Raw genomic sequence first — 24,584 nt, 5'->3', positions numbered from 1 at the left:
ATTAATTTTGGAACAGAAAGAAAAGTATCACGAGGTAGGAGAAAGGACGTGTTCTTGCCAATAATCTTCGACCTGCTGGTCAAGCCGAGCAAGATCTCCATCATTGCAGAGGATGTAATCGGACAGAACTCGCTTCTCTGCCAATGTTTCCTGCGCCCCTTCTCTGGCGTTAAATTCGGATTCGCTCCACCCCCTTTGGAGGGCTCTATGTAATCGATCGGCTCGTGGGGAGTCAATAAATAAGAGGTTATCGCAAATATCAGACCAGCCAGCCCTCAATAGAAGGGCTGCATCCAGAATTAACCCTGCCGGCGGACCACCGGGGGTCTCCCTGGCCGCTTGAATGAGGGATTCGAGACTGTTTTTTATTCGAGGATGAGTGATTTTTTCTAGCGCAGCAAGTTGCTTACGGCTGAGATCATCGCCTCCAAATACTTTTGCGGCCAAACGTCGGCGGTCAACTTCCCCATCGGACTGAAACACTTCGCTGCCGAAGGTTTCTCGAATTTCGGACTTCGCTGCCTCATCTCTTAGCACCTGGTGTCCCATTTGATCCGCATCTGCCACCACGGCGCCGCGGTTTTGAAATAGGGACGCGACCGTGCTCTTGCCGCTCGCGATTCCCCCTAAGATCCCGATCACCTTCATCCTGCGACCCCGGCTGAGAAACGGATTGCTGATTCCCCTTTTGACGCTGGCGCCCAACCGTGCAGCGGTCGATCCAGCAGCAAGCAATGATCGATCCCAGTCATCGTCCTGCGCACGAATATACCGGTATCGCTTGCTGGACACCTGTTTCGATTGGCGGCAAATCCTGCCTAAAGCAGCGGCTACATGGGCTCGCACTGGGCCCAATTCTCCCCACTTTTGATGTCCACGACGAGCGGAATGGCCAGTTTTCGCGCCGATTCCATTTCTTCGCGGACCAATTGCGCCAATTGTGCTAAATATTCTGGGGGCGTCTCAAACACCAATTCGTCGTGAATCTGTAGCAGCAGCTTGGCTGGCGAGTTCTCTTTGCTCATCCGGTCATGAACCTTCAACATCGCCAGCTTGATGATGTCGGCGGCCGAACCCTGGATCACGGTATTAATCGCGGTCCGCTCCGGCATGGTTAGTTGCCGTTTCAAGCGATCTCGCTTATCCGCGGTGCGAACCCCATCAATGGCGCGGCGGCGGCCTAAGATCGTTTGGACATACCCATCCCTTTGGCAATCGACCAATATCTGCTCCATCAGCTGATCGACGCCGGGATAGCGTTTGAAGTAAGCGTCGATAAAACCGTACGCCTCGTCTTTGTCGATATCGAGCGACTTGGCCAAGCCAAACGGGCTTTGCCCATACACCACCCCAAAATTGATCGCCTTGGCGCTGCGGCGATGCGTTGATGTGACTGCATCCAACGGAACGCCGTACACTTCGCTGGCGACACGCGCATGGATATCTTCGTTCTTTTGATACGACTCCATCAAAGCCGGATCGCCGGAGAAGTGGGCGAGCACGCGCAGTTCGATCTGCGAGTAGTCGGCGCACAGCAACTTCCAGCCAGGCTTGCCAGGAATAAAAGCGGAACGAATCTCACGGCTCTCTTGCGTTCGGATCGGGATGTTTTGCAGGTTCGGATCGTTCGAACTCAATCGTCCCGTCGCGGCGACAACCTGATTAAACGAGGTGTGGACGCGATCGGTCTTGGGGCAAACCAATACCGGCAGCGCATCGACATACGTTCCTTTCAATTTGGCGTATTGGCGGAACTGGACGATCTTGGCCGGCATGTCATGCTGCTTCGCCAGTTGTTCCAACACTTCGGCGTCCGTACTGGGGCCGGTCTTGGTTCGCTTGATGACCGGCAGGTGTAGTTCGTCAAACAAAATCGTACCGAGTTGCTTAGGCGATGCGATGTTAAACTCGCGTCCAGCCAACTGATAGATCTCTCGCTCCAGCACTTCCATCCGCTCGCCATATTGACGGCTTAGGTCCTTAAGTCGCTCTACGTCGACGCGGACGCCGTTGTATTCCATCTCGACCAACACATCGATCAGCGGCAATTCCACCTCGGTTAGCAAATCCTTCAGCCCCTCCGCTTCGATTCGCTCTGTGAGGATTGGATCAAGTCGCAACGGAATATCGGCATCTTCTGCCGCATAATAAGCAACTTTCTTGACTGGAACCTGATCCATGCGGATTTGATTTTTGCCGGTACCGATCAATTCCGAAATCTTGACTGTTTCGTGCTTCAGAAATCGGAGCGAGAGTTCGTCCAAGCTATGAGAACGCGCGCCGGCTTCTAGCAAATAGTGCGCGACCATCGTATCAAACGCGGCGCCACGCACGTTCACTCCAACACCGCGCAGCACGACCAGATCGTATTTTAAATTCTGGCCAATCTTTTCGATCGCCGGATTTTCGAGGATTGGCCGTAATTTTTCCAGCACTAGCGCCTCATCCAGCTTCGCATCTCCTTCTGGACTGCGAATCGGGATGTAGGCTCCTTCACCCACATCCCAGGCGAAAGAGATACCGACCAGATCGGCCCAGCGCGGATTAGTTGACGTGGTCTCCGTATCAAACGAAAGTCGCTTCACTTCTGTAAGCTGGGCGACCAATGCGTCCAGTTTTTCGAACGTGTCGATCGTTTGATAATTCGATATCCACTCAGGCTGATCGGCTGCCGGCGCTTCGACTTGAAACGCGGCCATCTCGCGGGCCAACGTGCGAAAACCAAACTCGCGGCAAAGCGCTTGCACTTGCTCTTGATCGATCGGATTTAGGCGACAAGCATCCCAGTCGATTTCGATTGGTACGTCGCGCACCAGGCGAACCAACTTGCGACTTAGCTCGGCCATCTCGCGACCGTTCTGCAGGTTTTCGCGTCGTTTGGCGCCGGAGATTTCGCCGGCGTTGTCCAACACCGCGTCGAGCGTCCCATATTTTTGCAGCAACTCTTTGGCGATTTTGGGACCAATCAACGGAACGCCTGGGACATTGTCAACCGCGTCACCGACCAACGATTGAAAGTCGACTACCTGTTCGGGACGAACTCCCCAATCAGTCAGCAGCGCCTCGGCGTCATAAAAGGAGCTTTTCCGAATGCTGTACATCCGCACGCGATCGCTGATCAATTGCCGACAATCTTTGTCCGAGGTGACCACCGTACACTCGCCGCCGCTGGCTTCGACGATGGTTGCAACCGTCGCCAGCACATCGTCCGCTTCGTAGTTGGTCAGCTCAAGCACGGCGACGTTCATCGCGGCCAGCATGCGGCGGATCAAGCCGATTTGCGGACGTAGGTCTACTGGCATTTCGTCGCGGGTTACTTTGTAGTTGTCATACAGCTCATGCCGAAACGTCCCGCCCGGCGGATCAAACGCGCAGATCAAATAGTCTGGCGCCTGCTCTCGCATCAGATACGCGACGTCGCGAGCAAACCCGTAAACGGCCGAAACCGGTTGCCCGCTGGGACTAGTCATCGGGGGGAGCGCATGGAAGACTTGGTAAATTAAGGAGTGCGAATCGATGACCCAAACGTTGGCTCCGGCCAAGCCTGCGAGTCCCGTCGGCCGTGGCGCAGGAGCCTCGGCAGGCGCTTCCTGGGCTTTGGGCGCCTCTTCTGGAGGGGCGTCGCCGCCAAATAGCAGAGACTGTTGCGATTTGGATTTAGCCATTCCCGAAGCATTCCTGAGAGAGGGGTAAAACGCGGAGATTATTGCGGTTAAACAAGTTACGTACAACCGACGAAACGCGATGTTGCCGCCGTGCGACGTTATGATGCCTGAAAGCGACGTCGGTGTCTTGCTACTTCTAACGAAGTTAGCCATTTCGTTGACGCACCGATTTTCGCTAACTACAATCGACCTTTGGACTTCAGGCGATCTGCTTCGCTTTACAAGTCCATACTTTTCCTTTGCAATTCCGCTGTTGGCCTGCCGCTTGCACATTGGAAACGGTCATTCGGCCAATTACGCTAATCAATTCTGAGCTAATCACGACAATTTGGCGGCGTCTCACCAATCGCCGTCGGTAAGGAGTTTAACGATATGGCAGCGCGCGAAAGCCAAGGTCTTCAGATCGCCGTGATTCTACTGGTTTTACTAGTAGCAGCGCTCGGCATTACGACGTACGTCTTCTATGCGGCGAACGACAAGTCAAAACTAGACGCCGAAGCCGCCAATACGCGAGCCACCGAAGAACAGACGCGTTCGCGCAATTATCTCGCCGAACGGAACGATCTGAAGGTCAAAATCGGCCATAGCGAAGAAACGCCCATGGAAGAGATCCAGAAGGCGTTTGACGACGACATGAAGACCTACATCGCCGACGAGGGCGCCGCGGCTCCAACGGTGCAAAACTATCGTCAGGTTCCTGCGGTGATGCAGGCCTCGGTGATCAAGCTCGAAAAGCAGTTGGCTGACTCGTTGCGAGCCAATACCGCACTCCGCGCTGAGAAGGTCGCGTTGGAAGCCAGCTATCAAACCAAGCTAAGCGAAGCCGACACTGCTCGCGACAATGCGTTGGCTGCTCAATCCGAAGCCGAAAAGAAGATGGCCGATGATCGTAAGGCGCTAGAAACTGCTCAAGCCAAACTGCAAGACGAGAAAGTCAAACTACAAGGGACGATCGCCCAGACCATCGATGGCAGCAAGAAGCAAGTCGAGGCGGCCAACAAAGAACGTGATGAAGCGATCGGAACGATGCTGGCCAAAGATGTGATCGCGAAAAACAAAGAACCGAAAGTCGGTGACGTCGCCGACGGCAAGATCATCTGGGTCAACCAGAAAGAAGACACCGTTTGGATCAATCTGGGGTCAACCGATCTGCTTCGCCCGCAAATGACCTTTAGCATCTTTGAAAAGGGTGAAGTCAACATTGCGTTGGCGACGGTAAAGGGAAAGATCGAGATTACCCGCATCAACGACGCTCACGAAGCGGAAGGTCGTATCCTGGAAGAAGAAGTGACCAATCCCATCATGCCGGGAGATCAGATCTTCACTCCGATCTGGTCGCCGGGTACCGTGCAAAAATTTGCGATCGTCGGCTTGATTGACCTGGATGGTGACGGCGAAGACGACACCGCACAGCTACGCGGCTTGATCGAAGGCTCAGGCGGTGAGGTCTCAGCATGGGTTGATGCGGAAGGAAATGTCAAAGGCGAAGTGACGCCTGACGTCCGCTACTTGATCGACGGCGAAAAACCGACCGAGAAAACTGCCGCCGCTGTTCTGTCAGCCTACTCACAAATGCGTGAAACGGCTCGCCGCCGTGGTGTCGAGATGATTCAAATCAATCGCCTGCAAGAACGGATGGGCTGGCAAAACACCGAACGTCTGGTTCGCTTGGGCAAAACGACTCGCCTAGAAGAACTGGAAGCAGAAGCCCAACGTGAACGCGATTTCAAACCGCGTCGCCCAAAGAGCGCTTACTAAGCAAGCCGACGCAACGCTGAAACAAACAACAGGCCGCACTCGCCATGGCGAATGCGGCCTGTTTTGTTTTCGAAGCACTTCACTTCAACGCCCGCCAGGAACCAGCGAGCGGCGAATGCGGATCGAGGAGAGCAATTCGGAATTCGCTTGCTGCCCACACCATCCCGCAACTTACGCTTGCGGACAATGGGTTAGATGACGGCGAAACATTAGCGTGCCGAACAATTTCACGCCTAGATGTTCTAGACGATGTCGCAGCGCGTCATCTTTGGCGGCTCTGACGGCCACGACCAAATGAGTTGGATCGGCGAAAAGCGACGCCGGTTCGGCCAATTCCAATTGATTGGGAATTTGCCCCAGCAGTTTGCATTCTTCGCGATTTAGTTGGTGAATTTTGCACAAGTCTTGAAAGAGCCGTCGAGGACTATCGATCCCCTCATCTCCCTGAGTGCTGGCTCGCTTATGCAAATACCATAAACCAAACACCGCGAACAACACGAAAGCCGCCAGCAGTAACAATTGCCCCACGTCAATTGTCGCCGAGTCAGCGCGAAAGCGATCCCCCATGTTACGAAAACTCGCTTGCTGGGCGAGCAGCGCGAGTTGACTTCCCAGCACGTTCATTCGCTCTCTCCTGCGGGCGTCTTCGCTCGTTGGAGAGGCGCTGGCGGTGTCGCGAGTCGTTGTTCAACAATGGCTTGCAGACTAGCTTCCGCCGCTTCTTGCACACGCAAGTTGCGATCGAGCAGCGCTTCACGCAAGCCGGCGATCACGGGTTCGCTTTGGCAACTGGCCAAGACATTGGCCGCCGACACGCGGATGAGATAGTCATCGCATTTTAGCAACTGCAGCAGCGGCTCTTCCATTTGAGGGGCGATCCCCAAACACTCCACCACTTCGATCGCGCGACGACGGCGCGACTGCATATCGCTGCTCAATTCTTGTCGCAGGATCTCGTCAGAGTGCTCATCAATCTTGCGAACCAGGTGACCAGTCGACTCGCGGCGATCGTCTGTCATCAGATCAAACGCGGCTAGGAACTTGGAAAAGCTGAATTCCTCTAACGACTGTCGGACAGCGAGTCGAACGACTTCGTGCTCGCTGTCTAGTTGGGCGATTAAATACTTGAGCGAGCCAGGGATCCCCCGATGCCGCAGTTGACGCAGCGCAGCGGCGGCAACTTCCGGATCTTGATCGCTGGTCGCTTCGATGATCAATTGACTGGCGACAGCGCCACGGTTGCTGGCCAGCGCTTCAACCGCAGCCAAGCGTCCTTCGGGCTTGCCCTGGGTTAGAAAGAAGTGAATCGCAGCAAAGACCGTGTCCCGATCTTGTCCGCTGGCGATCAAAAAGCGAAGTGCGATCTCTTGCTGTCTTCCCGTAAGACCTGCAAGTAAATCCCAGTGGCCGCTGCTCCAGCCGACGCGCGAGATCTTTTTGATATTACGCAATTCGACATCGCTCATTCCGCCGGAGAAGAAATCAAGCAATTGCGAGACAAACGCCGTGTCACTGCGCCACGCGGCGGCGCCCAACAGTGTCGAACAAGGAACCATCTCTTGAAAAACGCTCAAGACCAGATGGACAATCGCGGGGCGGAGCGTGCGTTTGAGAATGGTGAGCGTGATTTTGTAAACCTGCGATGACGGATCGTCGAACAAATGCCGGAACGTCGGATGTTCGCGGCTGGTCAGGATCAAGAAGGACTCAACGATCGCTTCCGATTGGTGCGTGCAGCAACGATGCATCGAAGCATCGAGAGTTTCCATGGCGCGACCGCGCCACAGCACCAGATTTCGTTTGCGGGCGTCAGTCGCTTCATCCAGCAGTTTTCGTAAGCGATCAATCAACAACACTAAGGTCCGGCCGGCGATATCTCGATTCTCGTTGTGCAGGTCTTCAGTCGCCGTCGTCAGCGAGCGGATGAGATCGAAGTCTTCCAGTTCCAGCGCGATCGATGACGCTTTTTCACAGGCAGCGCGCGACGTGGACAACAACTGCTCTCGCAGGATTGCCGACAAAAATCCCAATTGCTGCTTAATCTTCATCCGCCAAGCGTCGGGCAGTTCTTCCCAGTGCTCAAAGAAGTAGGCTTCGGCTTTGTGACTCGACCGCTGCAATATCGCCGCCAACGCCGTATCCTGAATGTCGATTGCCTCACTGCGCAGCGCCGCAATCAGCACCGACGTCGCCGCCGCATTGCCTGATTTGGCAAGGAACTCAAAGGTTTTCTCAAATTCTTGGGGCACCGACGGCTCCCGTTTGTCGCCTGAAGTTTGCAGCGAAATATGCACGTAATAACTTACGTCGCTGACAGATACAGGCGAAAACGGAGGGTCAGCAAAATAGAGAAGCCGGGTCAAGCGATCGTTACAATCGGAATGACCCGGCAAATCGATAGGTTAGACAAGGGCAGACGCGCGAATTTAGACGCCAAACTGGCGTAGCACGATATCGCAGACATCGGTATCGGCCAAGGGAGTTTCGGCAAATACTCCCTTCTGACTCGCCAGCAACACGCCTTGCTGGAACTCGGCAGCGACTGGAGCGCCGTGCGAGCCTTTGACCAAGGTCGCATCGAGCGGGATGCTTTTCGTCGCGAAATCAAAGTGCATTTCGACAGGGTCATAGCCAGGCTTTTGGTGAATATCGACTTTGCGAGCGAAGCCCGGGGCGAGCTCGTCGTTGATCCACCAATAGTAGGCCTGCCAACTGTTGGGAGTCGAGATGAGGATCACCTCCCCTGCCCTTTCGTGGTCCATGCGATACTTGGCTCGCTCCTCGAGCGCCAAGACTTCGGCGATGCCCTCGGCGCCTTGGAACAACTCTTGCACGCGGCGAATCACGCTGGGCTGGGCGTCTTTGACGTAGACATGCGAGAACTGATGATCGACCAACGCCCAGGCATCGCTACGAACTAGATCCAGATGTTCGCCATCTTCGCGCTGTTCGACTTGCAGCAGTCCCGCTTCGCGTAAGATGCGATTGGGATAGCTGACATGATCCACCGGCACGATGACATATTCGCTGGCGATCAAAAAGAGCGTATCTTCTCCCAACGCGGCGCGCATCCGCGCGATCAGCTTGCCGATCACCTCGTCGATATCAACCGCGGCTTGGCGATGAGCGTCGCTTTGCGGGCCGAGCTTTTGGGCCGCGTAATCGAGGTGCGGCAGGTAAATATAAGAGAAGTGGGGCTGAAACTTCTCGGCGACCATCGCCGCCGAATCGGCGATCCAGGCGCTTGATTTGATGTTGGCCATGGGGCCCCAAAAGTGATGCAGCGGAAAGCCCTCGAGTTCTTTCAGCAGATCGCCGTAAAGATCGGACGGCTTGGTGTAGCACCACATCGTCTCGCTGCCGTCCGGGTTGTGCACCGGCGCCGGCATACAGACATAGTCAGCGCCGCTCCGCTTGCTGAGCATCGGAAACCAGGCGGATGTACGGATCTCAGGATTATGCTTTTTTAGCAGATCCCAGATTTGCGGCTGCAGGATCGCCTCGTTGCCGGCGGTCCACATTTCGACTTTGTGGGTGTCGCGCCAATAGAAGCCGTTGGCGGTCACACCATGATCAACCGGCAATTGCCCGGTCAACATGTTGGCTTGCACCGGCCAAGTCACGGCCGGAAAACTAGCCGCCAAAGGAGCACGATCCCCAGCGGCGAACAGCGCCGACACCTGCGGCATGTGGGCCAAATCTTGCGGCGCTAGTCCAGGCAGCGACAGCAGAACAACGTTATCAGGCATAGCGAGCGATCTCTTTCCGAAAGGGGAAGTCGATTTTTAGCGGGGATGAACAAGCGGACGCAAAAACTGCATCGAACTGGCGGCGATGGTCGGCGCTTCGTGGCTGTGGCGACTCAATTCGACATGCAGACCTTGTTGATAATTTGCGTCTCGCAGCGCCGTGATGACTTCGCTGAAATCAATCTCGCCGGAGCCAAACGGGAGATGCTCATGGACGCCGCGTTTCATATCTTCGATGTGGACGTTGACGATCCGCGATCCCCAGTGACGGATGACATCGCCCAGCGGCAATTCGTTCTGACACTGCAGGTGACCGATATCCAGCGTCAATTGAAACAAGGGAGACTCGATCTGGTCGCTTAAAAGTGCGAAGCGATCCATCGTGTCGATAAACATGCCGGGTTCTGGTTCAAAGCCGAGCGGCATCTGTTGCTGCTCGGCATATTCGATGACTGGCTGCAGCGCTTCGACCAGGCGATTCATCGCGGTCGCTTCGCTGACATCGTCGCGTAAGCATCCCGACCACAGCGAGACGCAATCGGCCTTTACTTTGACTGCGGCGTCGATGCAGTGACGGATAAACTCAAAGCGACGCTGCCGCCCATGCTTGGTCGGCGAAACCAAGGTTGGCTCATGCTTCTGTTTGGGATCGAGCAAAAAGCGTGCGCCTGATTCAATGACGCACTTCATCTTCTTTTCGCTGAGCAGACCGGCAAGATGCTCTGCCTGGCGATCAGCCATATAGGTGTTGCCGAACGGCGATAGCGTCCCATGGTCGACGGTAATCGCGACGCTTTCGTACCCTAAGTCCGCCAGCACGTCGACCGCATCAAGCGGGTCATGGTGGGCGAAGCCATTCGTATTGTAGCCAATCCGCATGCTCATCTCATTTGCATCGCGTCCGCGCTTCCCTTGCCGAAGTTGCCCGGTGATCGCCTTCGTTAGTTTACGTCGAATAGACCCTGCGGCCCAACCACAGCATCGGCATCATCAGGAAGACGACGATCACCGCCCAAAATGCCCCGCAAACCGCTAGTACCATGCCCGCATTCAGCGTGATCAAAGACAGCAACGCCTGCTTGATCGCCACTTGTACATTGCCGGGTGAGGGATCGCCAATGGCGATGACGCAGCGGCGGAGGATCGAGATCGCCAAAATGGCCATCAGACCACACCAGCCGAATGTCTCCATCGAGCGCAACCGAATAATCGAGGATCCCAGCAGCGGCGATGCGACAAACAGTCCCAAACCAGCGACCAGAACCACAAAACCAAAGATCAACATCGGACGTGAGCTTTCTTTCGCTTCGGTCCGAGCAAACCAGGTCACGCCGGCGATATAGATCCCGATTCCACCGGCAAAGGCAAGTTGGCCCATGTCGTATCCGACCAGCATAAAATCGCCGTTGCTGGCCAATTTTCCGGCCAAACTCATCCCCAGCAGCAGATTAAAAAATCGACAGGCGCCCATCGCCACGGCGCCAAAGACCGTCGCTTTTAATAGGGCGTCATAGAGTAACACCGAAGCAACCAGCGCAACGGCGACCGCTCCCCCGCGCCAAGGAAGCGCTGCGGAATTGGAGTACAAATAGCCGGCGACCGATGCTAGCACGATCCCGACCAGCAAAAACTGGTACCCTAGCCAAGCGGCCAACCGGGGAGAAATGCGGCCAGACGGCAACGGCCGCTGGGGCCGCTCGCGGCGATCCTGCTCTAGGTCGTAGTAATCATTGAGGGCCATTCCGGCCGAGTAAATCAAGCTGGAAGCCACAATCAGGCACAAAAAAACGGGCCACGGCTGCAAACTGGCCGTATCTGTGCTGCTGGAAAACTGCGTTACCGCCAAATACCCCGTCAAAATGTCCGCCCAAGCCGTAAAGAGATTCGGCAGCCGAAACAGCTGAAAATAGGGAAGCCAAGCAGGTTCAGCGGAGACGGTCGCCACGTTTTCAGCACACGCTTTGGAAAATGGGGAAATTTAGAGACGAACGACCTATTATAGGTCCGATGCTCCGGCAGCGACAGGCGCTCAACGCCATCCAGTCAAGTCAATTTCTCGTGATATCTTCACAAAACTGCCGTTTCGTCGATCCCAGCATTTTTCTATAGTTCGCCTGCAAGGCAACGCATCCGACCCTACCGCGATGTTGTCGCTCCTACCAAACGCATCCTGCCTCCCCTCCCTCCACCCACGCATGACACGCATTTCACAATGGCCGCCAGCTTCCAATTTTTCACCGCAATCCGCGGCTGCGCGCTCGTGGTCGGCCTGCTACTAGCAGGCGGTTGCGGGACGACATCTAATCGCACGCTGACAGAACAACTTGTCAGTTCGCATGCCGTTGACGAAGCGATCGCCGATATTGACTTTCAGCCGCTGCGCGGTGAGAAGGTTTACCTAGAACCACGCTATTTGCAAAACGTAAAAGGCGCCGGGTTCGTCAATGCTGAATACATCACCAGCGCAATCCGCCAACAAATCAGCGCCGCCGGTTGCCTATTGCAAGATTCAGCCGCCGAAGCGGACTATATTGTCGAAGCGCGGATCGGCGCGCTGGGGACCGAAGGGCATTCTGTCACCTACGGGATTCCCTCCAACAATGCTGTAAGTTCTGCCGCGTCGCTCTTTCCGACCGCTCCTCCGATCCCGACGATGCCCGAGATCGCATTTGCGAAAAAAAGCAATACAATCGGCGGCGCCAAAATTGCCCTGTTTGCTTATCATAGCAAAACGCGTGAGCCGGTCTGGCAATCAGGCATCGCCCAATCGCTGGGAACAGCACGCGATACTTGGTTATTGGGCGCCGGTCCATTTCAAGGGGGCAACATCTACGACAGTGCTCAATTTGCGGGGACAAGCATTGGATTGCCAAACCCTTTCCGCAAAGAGGAGGAAAGCACCATCCCGGTCGATTACAACGCTCCATTTGACTTTCGAAACGAGCATCTCGCCGACGCCGATCTTGACGAAACGACCGAAGGGGATGATGCGGCACTCTCCCCCCCAGACAAGGCCGAAGCCGAGTTGGTGGGCTACAAAGAGGAGCCGTCATCCGACAAGAAGTCAAATTCGACGCCTGAAAAGGATGAGCCCAAACCAATCCCTAAGAAAGAGCCGGCGACGGTGACGGTCTCGGGATAGTCGCGCTACTCCGGCTGCTCGCCTGGGCGCAAATAAGTCCAGTGGTCGAAGGTCGCCGCCTGGCCGATATAGGTCTCGGAATCATCAACAATATTCCAAATGGTCGCTTGCTCGATGTAGAAGCGGCGACCTCGACTAGAAATCCGCACGCCGCGATAGTCATCGACATAGCCGTCTTGCTCAGTCCGCTGCAAGAGACGTGCGCGTTCGTCGCGATGCAACGGCTCGGCCGTTAAACGGGACGGCATCTGCAAGAACTCGGGAAGTGCAATCTCCCAAAGTTCGAGCGCTGTCTGATTGCCAAATTTGAAGATCGGATCGGCTTGCGCGCCATGTGAGACCACGACCGCCGGCATCACGAATAATTGCTTGAGATCCGTTTGCTCGTCGTTGGTGCGTTGCATCAGTTCGACGCCCACCCAGCGCCGATACGAATCGAGCAAGTGTCGCACGAAGCGAGGAGTTTCTACGGCAAATGCGGAAAGGTCCGTCATCATTGGATCCGTTCAAAACGAGGTCTATCTTCCTGCTGCTAGGATACCAAATAAAGGGTAGACGCTATCTGGGCAGACTATCCAAGTCGCTCACGCTGCTCCACGCGCACGTCGGCCCCAATATTCACTCACCGCAATCGTCACAATCGGTCTATTGGGACCTGCATGGCTTTTCGTTGTACCGACTGACACCCGGCGATTACGATAGAAGCTCCTCCTCGACACGGCGCTTCCTATGCTATTTCAGACCCTCGTCTATTGTACGATTGTGCTAATCGCTCGCCCTGGCGAGTCGGTCGACGAGCCGCTTGCGTCATGGATGGTTTGTCTGGCGCTGGGATTGCTTCAATGGAGCATCGCACGCAGTTTTAAACGCAGCTTCTTGGCCGAAATCTGCTGGGGCTTCACCTCGCTGCTGATGATCTGGCCCGGCAACTGGGGCGGGATCATCGCCGCTTCGACTTGGGGAGAGATCCCTTTTTTGTGCGAAGCGATTCTCTTGCTGCCGGCGGTTGTCTCGCGTCTGGCCATGCTGGCCGAAGCAGATGGTCTCCCGCAGGCATTCGCAGAAATTCGCATGGAGTTGCCGGTGACTTGCGGTCCTGTTTGGCTAGGCGCGGCCGCCGCTCACGCGGGTGGACTAGCCGGACCTGCAAGCGAGAGCGGCATGCTGACAATTGGCCTGATTGTGATATTGCTGATCGCCGTTTATCCCGAATTTCTCCGCCGCTGCTGGGGACTAACACCGATTGATGCGTCTGAATTGCTCCAGCGTTTACAACTGCAATACGGGCGAAACTTGCCCACACTACTGGTCTGGCCCGAGTCGACATCGATCCACAATGCAGCACTGCTTGGCTGCGTTCCGCCGTTTCGTTATTTGATTATATCGGGCTCCCTTCTGGATGTGTTGACACCCAGCGAGGTCGAAGCAGTGATCGCGCATGAAATGGGACATCTTCGACTGCGGCATGTTGCGCGACGCTTAACAGCAATCATCATTCCAGCGGCGATCCTGTTGGCGATGCGTTATTGGCTCGTCGTTTGGCTCGATGCGCAAGGGCTGCAACTAACGCTGCTCGAAGCGGCCGCTCCTTGCCTGCTCTCGGCTTATTTTTTCTGGTGGACGCCGCGACAAGCACGACGCCTAGAACTGGAAGCGGACGCTTGGGCGGTAAAGCAGTTACGGACGATCTATGGAGATCAGGCGAGCTCACTGCTTACCACGGCGCTGCGAAAGCTGAGCATCGCCGCCGACATTCCCTTGGACCAAGCCAACTGGCTTCATCCCAGCTTTCGCCAGCGTGCCGCCGCACTGCAACAGAGCGGCGCAGAAACGATGGAGCCTCCTACCTGGGAATCGGCAATCTAATGCATGAAGAGCGTTGCGTTACGCCAGCGCGACTTCTTCGAAAGGCGTAAAGGGGAGCACGAGTCGGAACGTAGCCCCCTGGCCGTAGCCATCGCTCTCGATCTCCAAATGCCCTCCCATCTGCTTGGCTGACAGACTGGCGCTATGCAAACCAAAACCATGACCATTCGACTTGGTCGTAAAACCGAAAGTGAAAACACTCTTCAGGTTCTCGGGCTTGACGCCGATGCCGGTATCCCGCACTTCGATGGCGATTCGGTCGCGATTGAGCTGGTGCACGCTCACATGAATCCGACGTTGCTTGCTCTGTGCTTCGACAATCGACTCGACCCCGTTTTTCAACAGATTGCTGAAGATCTCTACTACGCGATGTTTGTCTAACTGCAATATTGGGAGTTCGGCGAAATCGCTAACAAGTTCTACCTGGTGATGGCGCAGCGTTTCGCGTTGCCATTCGATCGCCTTCATCAGCGTTTGCGTCAGGTCAGTCGGCTGTTGAACGCATTGCACTCGAGCCAGCGACTGTTGAACGGCCACGATCTTGTTGATGTGATCTACATGGCGACGCAAATCGTCGACGCCAGCAAGTTGCTGGTCGTTCTCGGTCCGCAATCGCTCGGCAAGTTCTGATAGCATCGGATAGATTAGCGATCTTTTTGGATGACTGGTCATAAACTCTTCCAAAGAGCTAGACTGCTTGGCCACCAAGTCAAGCGTCCTGCGCAGATCGACAAAGCTCGACTGGGCCGTACCATCCCGCAAAAAGGAAAGGGAGGTATTTACACTGTTGAGCGCATTCCCCACGTTGTGCAGCACCCCGGTGGCGACTTCGGCCATGCCGGCATGGCGAGCCGAGTCAATTAACTTGCTATTGAGTTCCTGGAGACGACTATTCGCGTAGGCGCGTTCTAAGGTTTGCCTGAGGCGATTGGCGACATCCTCTGCGAGTCGCAGCGTTCGTTGCGAAGGCTGATCGATCCGCGGCGACAGGAAGTGACAGTGAATAAAAAATGTCTCTTGTCGCATCATGATTGCAATTCCACTGCCGAGTTCATCCTCGCAACTTTTTAATGGACGAAGTGGTAGCGTGCGCACTGAGAGCTTGGTCGAAGCTTCAGAGCCGCAAGAAGCGACCAGCGGCTCCAGCGAAAGTTCGGCGTCTCGCCAAGCTTGGGTCGCCACAACTTGGCGCATCCCTCGTTCATTGGTGTAAGTCGCCATCGCTAACGAAAAGCCTGTATGCTCGGCGAATCGACGCATCACATACTCGATGGTCTCGGCCAACGACGTCGTCTTGTTCGCTGCCTCGGCGACATCCTGCAGCAAGCGGACTTCCGAATTGTTCACTTGCAACTCGGCTGATTTGCGTTCGACGTCCTCGATTTGCTGCGTTATGATTCCGGCAATTCGCCGCGCCAAGAACAGAAACGAGCAGATACAAACGACGCCGGTCACAATCATGATCGTCCAGGCGGCCAAAGCGGCTAAATCCGCATTTTTTACTTCTAGTTCGGCGACTTGGGAAAAGTGATTTTCCAGGTCATGCAAGACAGGACGAAAAGAATCAAATTTAGCATCCATGCGTCGCAACATCGCGCCTTGTGCTTGCTTGCCCAGCAGTTCTTCTCGCTGCCAGACGTAAAAGCCGCCGTGTCCGGGATGGATGGTTTGATGGGCGTCATCAAACACGCTTCCTTCACCCAACAGCGTCACCTGGAGCGAGGTCAAAAGGAATCGAATCGTTTCGTCATTTTCTGGAAATCGCTGCAGCGCATGCTCAAGCCGAGAAAACGATGCTTTCAAATCATTGTCTTTGAGGTCCACAAGTTGGTCGACGTCACTCTCCGCCGCTAGTTTTTCGCATAGGATCGCCAACTGCATCAATTCATTAGCGATCGCTTCAAACTCGGTAGCGTCTCGAAAACTTTCGACTAACTTATCATGCGCGACCATCGTTCTGCCAGAACGGTTCGGCGTATCATTCCGAAGCTGAATCGCTAGATCCAATCGCCGCCTCCCTTCCAGCTCACCAAAGTGGCCGCGGATCCTATGCAGCGCCTCTTGCGTCTTCCGTTGTGCAGCAATCCGCTCCGCTTCGGCGGTAGTCAGATCGCTCGACCAAGTGAGCATTTTGCGATACATCGCAGGGATTTCGGCCAGCCGTTCGGCAAGTTGATTTAATTCCTGAGAGTCGCGAAATGCAGGCTCATTCTGAATCTCAACGACCGCATGCTGCAGTTTTCTGAACCAATGCTGGTCGGGGAGCGAGTCGAGATCCTGTACATGAATCTTATGGGAGATCGGAGCCAGAATTACTTCGGTGAACTCACGCCGGCCTTCGGTCAGATCACGCTCAATTTCGGCGATCGATTCATCGATACGAGTGCGCTGAGCGGCGGACGACGAATATTGAAACTGCAGAAATTGCAGCGTCGGCGCGGTGACGCAAAAGACGATCAAGCCAGAAATCAAGCCGACTGCCGACAAAAGCCAGACCAGCCGCCGAGCGTCAGTTCGCTCGCCGTATGTCGCTGGTTCGCCGCTCACGGTTGATACTCCATGGCGCGTACCTCGGACCAATGCATCGGCTTCAATTCGCCTGCTTCGATCCGACTGGCCCAGATCGAATGGCTGGCTTGATGCTCTTCGCTCGTCAGACGCAGCGGCACGCCTAGCCCCAGGTCAAAAGTTCCTAGGCTCTCCAGTGCGCTGACGATCGATTCGCGATCGATTTCACCCGGGATGCGACTCAGCGCCAGGATCAGCATCCGACCAACAACGTAACCTTCCAGCGAAATCATCGTCGGCGATTGCTGCGCCGATTCACTCTGCGCCAGCGCTGCACGATGCTCGCGATTGATGGGGAGATTTTCATCCAGATGGGGAACAATCTGCGAGATGATGACGCCTGCGGATTGATCCCCCAGAGCTGTCGACAAAGAGTTGGCGCCAACAAACGACACGTTCAGAAACAGCGGATGAAAATCAGATTTGTTCGCCAAAAGAATCAACTTTGCGCAAGGAGCATACGCGCCGACCAGAATAACCGCTTTAGGGGTGGGATGATGCAGGATCAAGTCGGCCAGCGCCCCTTCGACCGCCATGGTGTTTCGTTCATAACGACCATGAGCGATCATTCCAGGGCGCAGCAGGCCATGTCGCTTGAGCGCTTCGCTTCCGCCGGAGAAGCCTGCATCTCCATATCCATCGCGCTGCGTAAAGAATGCGATCTCTTGGGGTTGAATTCCGGCATTGACCAATGCTTCTACCATCGCCGACGTTTCCTCGGCATAGCTTGCTCGAAAATTAATCACGTAGCGATCTGGCGGCGTTTTACGAAGCGTGCCTGCACCGGTCACTGCGCCCACAAACGGGACGCCAGCTCGCTGCGCCATCGGAGCAGCAACAATCGCAGTCGGCGTTCCCACGTCTCCGACAATCGCCAAGACCTGGTCTTTTTCGATCAGCCGCCGCACGTTTGGGCCGGTCTCGCTGGGTTCATATCCATCGTCTAGGGTGATCAATTCCAACTTGCGGCCCTGGATTCCGCCTGACCTGTTCGCTTCGTCGAAGGCGGCCAAGACGCCGTGACGCATTTCGATCCCCAGATCGGCAATCGGACCGGTCAACGCCGTCGACATGCCAAATCGCAAAGGCGGCGGTTCAGCATTCACTTCGGCAGGCCCCGCACTGACCTCAAAGGTCAATCCGATCGAAACCAATAACAAGGCGGCGAATAGGAATCGGCTGCGAACACGCAGTCGCTGATTTCTCGATAACACGACGGTCTACCCCTAGTTACGTCGTCCGACTCGTCACCGAGTCGCGAATCGCTTGGTTAGCGCAAGTAGTGAAAGATAGCACCCCATTGCTGGCGGTGACGCATCGTTCTGGAGAGCGCGATCGTAGCGAATATACTCCCCCGATTACCGGCAATCGCCATAAAAAAAAGCCGCCTGAAGTTCAGGCGGCTAATCAAATCACGCTCTATCTACGGTGCGTATTACGTCAAATCGGACAAAGCTCCCCCGCCGCAGAAATCGGGATTTCCGAAGGTCTCGATCTGATGTCCCATCGCTTGCGCAACAGAAATCCAGAGACGATTGTGGGGCTGTCGCTCGAATTGCAGTGAACGTCCCATGCGGAATCCCAGCCCTCCGCCGACCAGCACCAGCGGCACGTCGTCCAAGGTGTGCGAGTTTCCTTTGCCCAATTCGTTGGTCCAGATGACCGTTGTGTTGTCCAACAGCGTGCCGTCGCCGCCGGGCTCCGGCGTCTCGTCCAGCTTTTTGACCAGATAGGCGAGCTGTTCGCAGAACCATGTGTTGATCTTGATCAACTTTTGCTTAGCGTCCTCGTCATTATCGGGCTTGTGCGACAGCTCGTGATGCGTGTCATCAACACCGATCCAGTTCATCCGCGCTTGCCCCACCGAGTTGGTGTATTGCAGCGTCGCGACCCGGGCAACGTCGTTCGCCAGACTATTGACCAGCAAGTCCATCTGCATCTTGCTGATCGTCGGCATGTTGTCATTTTTCAACTGCACACCGGGCTCCTGCACAGGAGCTTCCAAAGTCAGTTTTTCTTCGCCAGCCGTTTTTAGCTCTTGCTCCATCTGCCGTACGAAGGTCGCGTGTTCTTCCAAACGCTGCTTGTCTTCGCTGCTGACGTACCGCTCCACCCGCTTTAGATCGATACGAACTTTATCGAGCACGCTTTGCAGGCTTTCACGATCTTTGACCTGTCCATACAGTTTCTCGAACATGCGGTATGGATCATCGATTGGGGCTACCGGCTTGTTGGGGCCGGAGTAAACCATGCGCGTCCAGGGATCAGCCCGATCCGGGACATTCACACCAAACTCCAGCGAACCAAACCGCGTGCGGGTCGCTGCTTGCGATTGCAGATGCTCTTTTAGCTCTTGGTCAATCGACAAACCGCGCGACCAACCGGCCGGCGTATCCGAACCTCCTTGGATGTTGCCGGGGAAGAGCTCGATGCCGGTCAACAAGCAGCTCATGCCGCGCATGTGGCTGTCGCCGTCGCCGCGGACACGATCGCAGACCCCTTTCATGATGAGCGTCTTGCTCTGATAGGGCTGGAGCGACGCCATGATTTCTTTTAGCGCAAAATCCTCGCCGACTTTATCGGGCCAGTAGGCGTCAGGGATGATCCCGTTGGGGCTAAACATCACTACCAAGCGTTGCTTGCGCAGGTCGGGATTGGCCGCCATTCCTAAGCTGGGAAGATTCATCAGCAGCGGCAAAGCGGCGGATGAAATCCCCAAATTGCGTACGAACTCTCGTCTAGTTAGACGCGACATGTTCCGCATCTCCTTGGTTAGGCGTGTGCAAAGCGGCGACCACAGCGATGTCTATTAGCAGCTTGCGAACGTTGTAATTCGATTGCTCAAACGACGTGATCAAGTCATCACGCGTCGTCGGGCCGTAAGCGTTGATCGGATGCTTGACGCAATGATGAAACAGTTGATCGACAAACGCGCCGTGCGCCGAGCGACTCTCCACGATATGTTGGGCCAAGCTCCGCGCGCCTTCCAATTTTATCGTATCACCCACTGCGGTGGCAAATTCTGAGATCGCGTCGACCTGGCGTTCTCCTTCGGTTTCGCGATATCGCCCAATCGCATCAAAATGCTCAAGACTAAAGCCCAGCGGATTGATGATTTGATGGCAACCCTGACAGGCGGCCGGTTCGGTTAGTACTGTGACCTTCTCGCGCATGGTCATGCCAGCATGAAAGTCACCATCTTTGAACTCGGTCGCTTGGGGAGGCGCGGCGAGCGAACGTCCGAGCAAATGCCGCGTCACAAAGACCCCACGATGAATCGGCGAAGTGAACTGATTGTAGGCGAGCATCGACAGCATGTAGGGATGTGTGACGACACCGGCTCGATGTTCGGGCTGAAACGAAATCGGCTGAAACTGCTCGCCGCCGTTATAGGGGATGTCGTACAACTTGGCCAAGCGATCGTTGACAAACAGTCGATCTCCTAACAGCAATTGTCGATAGTCGGAAGAGTCGCTCCAGACAATGTCCTCCACAAACAAGTCAAGCGAAGTCCGCAGATCCGCTGCGACTTGTTCACTGAACTCCGGGAAGACTTGCGCATCTTTGACAATTCCTTCCTTCTCATCCAGTTGCAGCCAGTGATGGAAGAAGCTGCGCAGCTTGGCTTTAGCGCGAGGATCTTGCAGCATTTTCTCTGCTTCGCTTTGTACTTGCTCGGGCCGAGCTACCCAGCCTTCTTTCGCCGCACGAAACAGATGCTCGCTTGGCATCGAATCCCACAACGCGTACGACAATTGCGAGACCAAGTCGTAACGATCAGGCGGCGTGTTTTGCAGATTCGTATACAAAAACCGGGGTGATTTGAGCGCCAGCAGCACGCAACGTTTGACCGAAGTTTCGAGCGCCATCTCACCAGCGAATTGTTCGTCGATGAAAAAGGCGCGATCTTCATCGCTCAGCGGACGGCGGAAAGCTCGTTCGACAAACTTGCCGCAAAATTCCAGCACCTTTTCACGCCGATCGGCGGCGTCATGCTTGGTTTTCGCCAAATCATCCAGATGATCGACTACATAACTGGCCGCCTCCAAAGCGCCTCTGGTGGTCGCTTCGTCCCAAGCTTTGGAGATTGCGACTCCCCGCTCGTATCCAGAGACAGCGTCATCGGCCGGAAAACTGGCTGACGAAATGAACAGGTGCGGCGCATACTCTGGCGAGAGATTGCGGGCGGTCAAAAAATCACGCGCCTTGCGTGGCGGTTTCCACTCTAGTCGAACCGACGCAGCGTCATCTTTGAATTTGTAAACTTCCAATTTAAGCCGATAAGGACGTCCACCCAACAGACGGATCGTTGCGGAGAACTCTTTGGGGTCGCCGCGCGACGCAACCCATTGATCGATCAGCGGAGTACGATCGTCGTTGACCCACAATCGGGCGCCAACTTGCGTAGTGAGAATGAACTCGTAGTCGCCGGTATCTTCGGCCAAGACCATTCCTTGCCAGCGCAGTGAGAACTCCTCGGCGTTGGTAATCTTCTCGTCGGGCGTCCCCTTGCCAAAATCGTAATCAATTTTGGCGTCGATGCGTTCGATCTTTCGATCTTGGAAATTGCGTTTGTTGTAAATCTCGGTTTTCAGCCCGCGATGCTCTTTGGGATCGGGCGTCCAGCGAAAGCTGGCGATCAAATCGGCGACGGTGTTGTCATATTGATCGACCGTCAAATGCGAGAGTTCAATGCGTGACGGGGCTGTTTCACGCGCGTGCGGAGCATAAAACTTTTCATGAATAAACGCAGCAACCGCGGCGGCATCCTCTCCAACACAAGCCTCTGGATCGTCTTCCGGCATGGTCGCGGTGATCGACATCGCTAACTGCGAGATTGATTTGGTCCCTCGCAGCGCGTTCTCGGCCGCGCCGCCGACGCCCTCTCCTTGTGCGCCGTGACATTCGCTGCACAGTTTTTTATAGATCGCAGCGCCATCGGGCGGTGCAGCCTCTGCGAGATTTGCGATCAGTAATATGGCAAGCATCCCCAGCGACGCTTGAACGAAGCGTTTGTTGACAGCGCAGGAGGTAAGCTGGATTGCAGGCATCTAGGGTGCTGATATAGGAGGCGGGAATTGGAGGACACACATCGCAAGCGTGGTAGGAATGCGGCAATTACGCGGCAAGCGCCGAAAACGCAGTGTGACCATCAAGTGGGTAGGAGGGGAAGAAAATGGAATTAAATACCATCTCTTCACCCTTTATGGTAACTATTTGACCGCCAACTTGTCAAGATTTCGTCCTCCCCAACGAACCGCTTAAAAAGGGAGAAAACCTTGAGCTAGGGGCGATTTTCGCGAACATTCGTGTTGGGAGAAGCGTCTATCCTACTTAGGCGAAAACTTCATGCCATTTCGGCGGATCGCTTAGGCGGACGCGCCGACATCTGATACATTAGTGGAAGTGTGGTTTCCCCCATAGAAGCTGGTCTCGGGCTATTTCTTCGGCAAGGTCGCCGAGCCCCGACGCTTCTCTCGAGGGTTGAGACCCTATAAGTATTTCTCAAGAACGGAGATTCATGGAACTGGAACAGCTGGAGCAAACGCTCCTAGCCCACATTCAACGGTCGACTTACCAACCGGTTAAACCGAAAGTTATCGCCAAACAACTAAATCTGGCGGAAGAAGACCTCAAGACGCTCAAGCGTGCAATCAAGCGACTTCTGAAAAAAGGGCAAATCGCTTACGGCGCAAGCCATCTGATCAAGCGAGTCAATGCCCAAAACGCGAAGACGGCTCAATCGATCGTCGGCGCTTTTCATCGAACCGCCAAAGGGTTTGGCTTTGTTCGACCGCTCGGAACGCCAAAATCGGCTGAGCGGACTGCTGACATTTATGTCCCTGCGAAGCGGACTGCGGACGCCGCGACCGGCGATACCGTCCGAATTCGCCTGTTCAAGATGCGCGGTACGACCGGCGAGTCAAAAATTTGTGGCGAAGTGGTCGAGGTCGTCGAACGCGAAACGCATCGCTTTGTCGGCACCTATACCGAAGCCAATGCGCAAGCCTTGGTCAAAGTGGACGGCAATGTCTTTACCCAACCGATCTTGGTTGGCGACCCCGGCGTCAAAGGCGCCCGGCTCGACGACAAAGTCGTGATCGAAATCGTCCGCTTCCCGTCGCACTTTCATGACGGCGAAGGGGTGATTGTCGAAGTTTTAGGAGCACGCGGAGCGCCCGGCGTCGACTTGCTCTCGGTAATGCGCGAGTACGATTTGCCGGAAGAATTTCCGGAAGAGGCGCTCGAAGTTGCACGTGATTTGGCCGACGCATTTGATGAGTCGATCGGCGAAGATCGCCAAGACGAAACGGCGGAGACCATTATCACCATCGATCCGGTCGATGCGCGCGACTTTGACGACGCGATCAGCCTGAAACGGCTAGACAATGGGCATTGGGTGCTCGGCGTGCATATCGCCGACGTGGCTCACTTTGTGCCTGAAGGTTCGGCACTCGACGCCGAGGCCCGCAATCGCGCGACCAGCATTTATCTGCCGGACAAAGTGATTCCGATGCTGCCGGAGATTATCTCAAACAATTTGGCCAGCTTGCAGCCGAACAAAGTTCGCTATGCGAAAACGGCCAAGATCGAGTTCTCGGCCGATGGATCCCGAGTACATACCGAAGTCTACAAGAGCGCTATCCGCAGCGTCCGTCGCTTTACCTACGAAGAAGTCGACGAGTATCTTGCTGATCGAGACGTTTGGAAAGAAAAACTGACGCCGCAGGTACACAAGCTGCTGGCCAACATGCACGAGCTGGCGATGATGCTGCGTGAGCGACGCTTCCAACGAGGGTCGATCGAATTGATCATGCCAGAGCTTAAGCTAGATCTCGACAAGGATGGCGCCGTGACTGGCGCGCATGCCGAGAAGAACACCGAGAGCCATCAGATCATTGAAGAGTTCATGCTGGCCGCCAACGAGGCGGTTGCCGACAAACTGCACGATCAAGAGCTCTTCTTTTTGCGGCGCGTGCATGATTCGCCCGATCCGCGCAAGCTGGAAGCATTGACCGAATTTGTCCGCGATGTCGGCATTGAGTGCGATAGCCTGCAAAGCCGTTTCGAGATCATACGCACGCTGGATCAGGTGAAAGGTTTGCCTGAGCAAGCGGCGGTGAATTACGCGACGCTGCGAAGCATGAAAAAAGCGGTCTACAGTCCCGAAGAGATCGGCCACTACGCCCTGGCGAGCGAATGCTATTGCCATTTCACTTCGCCGATTCGCCGCTATCCCGACTTGACGATCCATCGGATGTACAACGACCTGGCGGCTGGCAAAAAGCCGGTGCAGGACTATGACGCGATGATGGCCGAGGGAGAGCATTGCTCGCAGCGGGAACAACGGGCCGCCAGCGCCGAACGCGATCTGGTCAAGATTAAGCTGCTCAACCATCTGAGTCAGAAGATCGGCCTGAGGATGGACGCGGTGATCACCGGCGTCGAATCGTTTGGCTTGTTTGTTCAAGGTTTAGAGTTGCCGGCCGACGGGCTGATTCATATCGACGCGTTGCAGGACGACTACTATCACTACGATCGGACGACCCACTCACTGGTCGGCAATCGTGACGGCAATGCGTTTCGCCTAGGGGACGTACTGAAGGTCGCGATCGCACGGGTCGACCTCGAAAAACGGGAACTCGATTTTCGCTTGATCGAACAAGAGTCTCGCTCAGCTAGACATGCAGCCGACTCGGTTCGACGACGTCCCACCACGGGACGAAACGCCAGCGATAACTTTTCGCACCCGACTGACAAGCCGGCCAAGAAGAAGAATCAAGGCAAACCCGAACTAAGACAGGGCAAGCATAAAAAGCGTAAACGGTAACCTTA

Annotated in this window: 16 protein-coding genes; 4 read left to right on the top strand and 12 right to left on the bottom strand. The window is 55.3% G+C overall.

Translation table 11 applies throughout. From position 1 onward, the window contains the following. Positions 1-27: 27 nt before the first annotated feature. Together coaE and polA are read right to left on the bottom strand one after the other, a co-directional pair. A complete protein-coding gene (gene coaE, locus SH421x_RS08020) occupies positions 28-792 on the bottom strand; it encodes a dephospho-CoA kinase (protein WP_488854899.1) in 765 nt (254 codons plus the stop codon). 38 nt (positions 793-830) lie between these two features. Continuing rightward, positions 831-3,665 carry a DNA polymerase I gene (polA, locus tag SH421x_RS08015; protein WP_488854898.1) on the bottom strand — a complete coding sequence of 945 codons (2,835 nt, stop codon included), beginning with the start codon at positions 3,663-3,665 and terminating at the stop codon, positions 831-833. Positions 3,666-4,037: 372 nt separating this feature from the next. On the opposite strand from polA, the gene SH421x_RS08010 reads away from it, so the two are divergent. Then, positions 4,038-5,423 (top strand): hypothetical protein, encoded by a 1,386-nt coding sequence (locus tag SH421x_RS08010; RefSeq protein ID WP_488854897.1) that lies wholly within the window; start codon positions 4,038-4,040, stop codon positions 5,421-5,423. A gap of 171 nt (positions 5,424-5,594) precedes the next feature. On the opposite strand, the gene SH421x_RS08005 is transcribed toward SH421x_RS08010, so the two are convergent. From SH421x_RS08005 to SH421x_RS07985, 5 genes are all read right to left on the bottom strand, one after another. After that, positions 5,595-6,047: a hypothetical protein gene (locus tag SH421x_RS08005; protein WP_488854896.1), complete on the bottom strand. Its 453-nt coding sequence runs from the start codon at positions 6,045-6,047 to the stop codon at positions 5,595-5,597. Further along, positions 6,044-7,672 (bottom strand): HEAT repeat domain-containing protein, encoded by a 1,629-nt coding sequence (locus SH421x_RS08000; protein ID WP_488854895.1) that lies wholly within the window; start codon positions 7,670-7,672, stop codon positions 6,044-6,046. The genes SH421x_RS08005 and SH421x_RS08000 overlap by 4 nt, the downstream gene beginning before the upstream one ends. A gap of 177 nt (positions 7,673-7,849) precedes the next feature. Beyond that, positions 7,850-9,172: an alkaline phosphatase family protein gene (locus SH421x_RS07995; RefSeq protein ID WP_488854894.1), complete on the bottom strand. Its 1,323-nt coding sequence runs from the start codon at positions 9,170-9,172 to the stop codon at positions 7,850-7,852. 36 nt (positions 9,173-9,208) lie between these two features. Then, the gene (locus SH421x_RS07990) at positions 9,209-10,051 is read right to left on the bottom strand and encodes a sugar phosphate isomerase/epimerase family protein (protein ID WP_488854893.1); all 843 of its coding nucleotides are present in this window, start codon (positions 10,049-10,051) and stop codon (positions 9,209-9,211) included. Between the two features lie 67 nt (positions 10,052-10,118). Beyond that, on the bottom strand, positions 10,119-11,117 hold the full coding sequence (locus SH421x_RS07985) for a UbiA family prenyltransferase (protein ID WP_488854892.1): 999 nt from the start codon (positions 11,115-11,117) through the stop codon (positions 10,119-10,121). Positions 11,118-11,384: 267 nt separating this feature from the next. On the opposite strand from SH421x_RS07985, the gene SH421x_RS07980 reads away from it, so the two are divergent. Continuing rightward, entirely contained in the window at positions 11,385-12,314 is a 930-nt protein-coding gene (locus SH421x_RS07980; protein WP_488854891.1) for a DUF6655 family protein, read from the top strand. 5 nt (positions 12,315-12,319) lie between these two features. Here the strand turns inward: SH421x_RS07980 and SH421x_RS07975 are convergent, their stop codons facing one another. After that, positions 12,320-12,811, bottom strand: coding sequence for an MEKHLA domain-containing protein (locus tag SH421x_RS07975; RefSeq protein ID WP_488854890.1), 492 nt, complete (start codon positions 12,809-12,811; stop codon positions 12,320-12,322). A 232-nt stretch (positions 12,812-13,043) separates the two neighbouring features. Here SH421x_RS07975 and SH421x_RS07970 point away from each other — a divergent pair, with 232 nt between their 5' ends. Further along, positions 13,044-14,180, top strand: coding sequence for a M48 family metalloprotease (locus SH421x_RS07970; protein WP_488854889.1), 1,137 nt, complete (start codon positions 13,044-13,046; stop codon positions 14,178-14,180). Positions 14,181-14,198: 18 nt separating this feature from the next. Here SH421x_RS07970 and SH421x_RS07965 read toward each other — a convergent pair whose 3' ends face one another. The 4 genes from SH421x_RS07965 to SH421x_RS07950 all read right to left on the bottom strand — a co-directional run bounded on the left by SH421x_RS07965 (position 14,199) and on the right by SH421x_RS07950 (position 21,736). After that, the gene (locus SH421x_RS07965; RefSeq protein WP_488854888.1) at positions 14,199-16,727 is read right to left on the bottom strand and encodes a sensor histidine kinase; all 2,529 of its coding nucleotides are present in this window, start codon (positions 16,725-16,727) and stop codon (positions 14,199-14,201) included. Further along, on the bottom strand, positions 16,724-17,962 hold the full coding sequence (locus SH421x_RS07960; protein ID WP_488854887.1) for an ABC transporter substrate-binding protein: 1,239 nt from the start codon (positions 17,960-17,962) through the stop codon (positions 16,724-16,726). The genes SH421x_RS07965 and SH421x_RS07960 overlap by 4 nt, the downstream gene beginning before the upstream one ends. Before the next feature lie 221 nt (positions 17,963-18,183). Next, the gene (locus tag SH421x_RS07955; RefSeq protein ID WP_488854886.1) at positions 18,184-19,503 is read right to left on the bottom strand and encodes a DUF1552 domain-containing protein; all 1,320 of its coding nucleotides are present in this window, start codon (positions 19,501-19,503) and stop codon (positions 18,184-18,186) included. Further along, positions 19,487-21,736, bottom strand: coding sequence for a DUF1592 domain-containing protein (locus SH421x_RS07950; RefSeq protein WP_488854885.1), 2,250 nt, complete (start codon positions 21,734-21,736; stop codon positions 19,487-19,489). The genes SH421x_RS07955 and SH421x_RS07950 overlap by 17 nt, the downstream gene beginning before the upstream one ends. A 533-nt stretch (positions 21,737-22,269) precedes the next feature. Here SH421x_RS07950 and rnr point away from each other — a divergent pair. Continuing rightward, on the top strand, positions 22,270-24,579 hold the full coding sequence (gene rnr, locus SH421x_RS07945) for a ribonuclease R (protein WP_488854884.1): 2,310 nt from the start codon (positions 22,270-22,272) through the stop codon (positions 24,577-24,579). The last annotated feature ends 5 nt before the right edge of the window (positions 24,580-24,584 follow it).

Source organism: Blastopirellula sp. SH421 (genome assembly GCF_057808535.1).
Note: the sequence above shows the minus strand (reverse complement) of the source record. Positions and strands in the feature narration are given on the sequence as shown.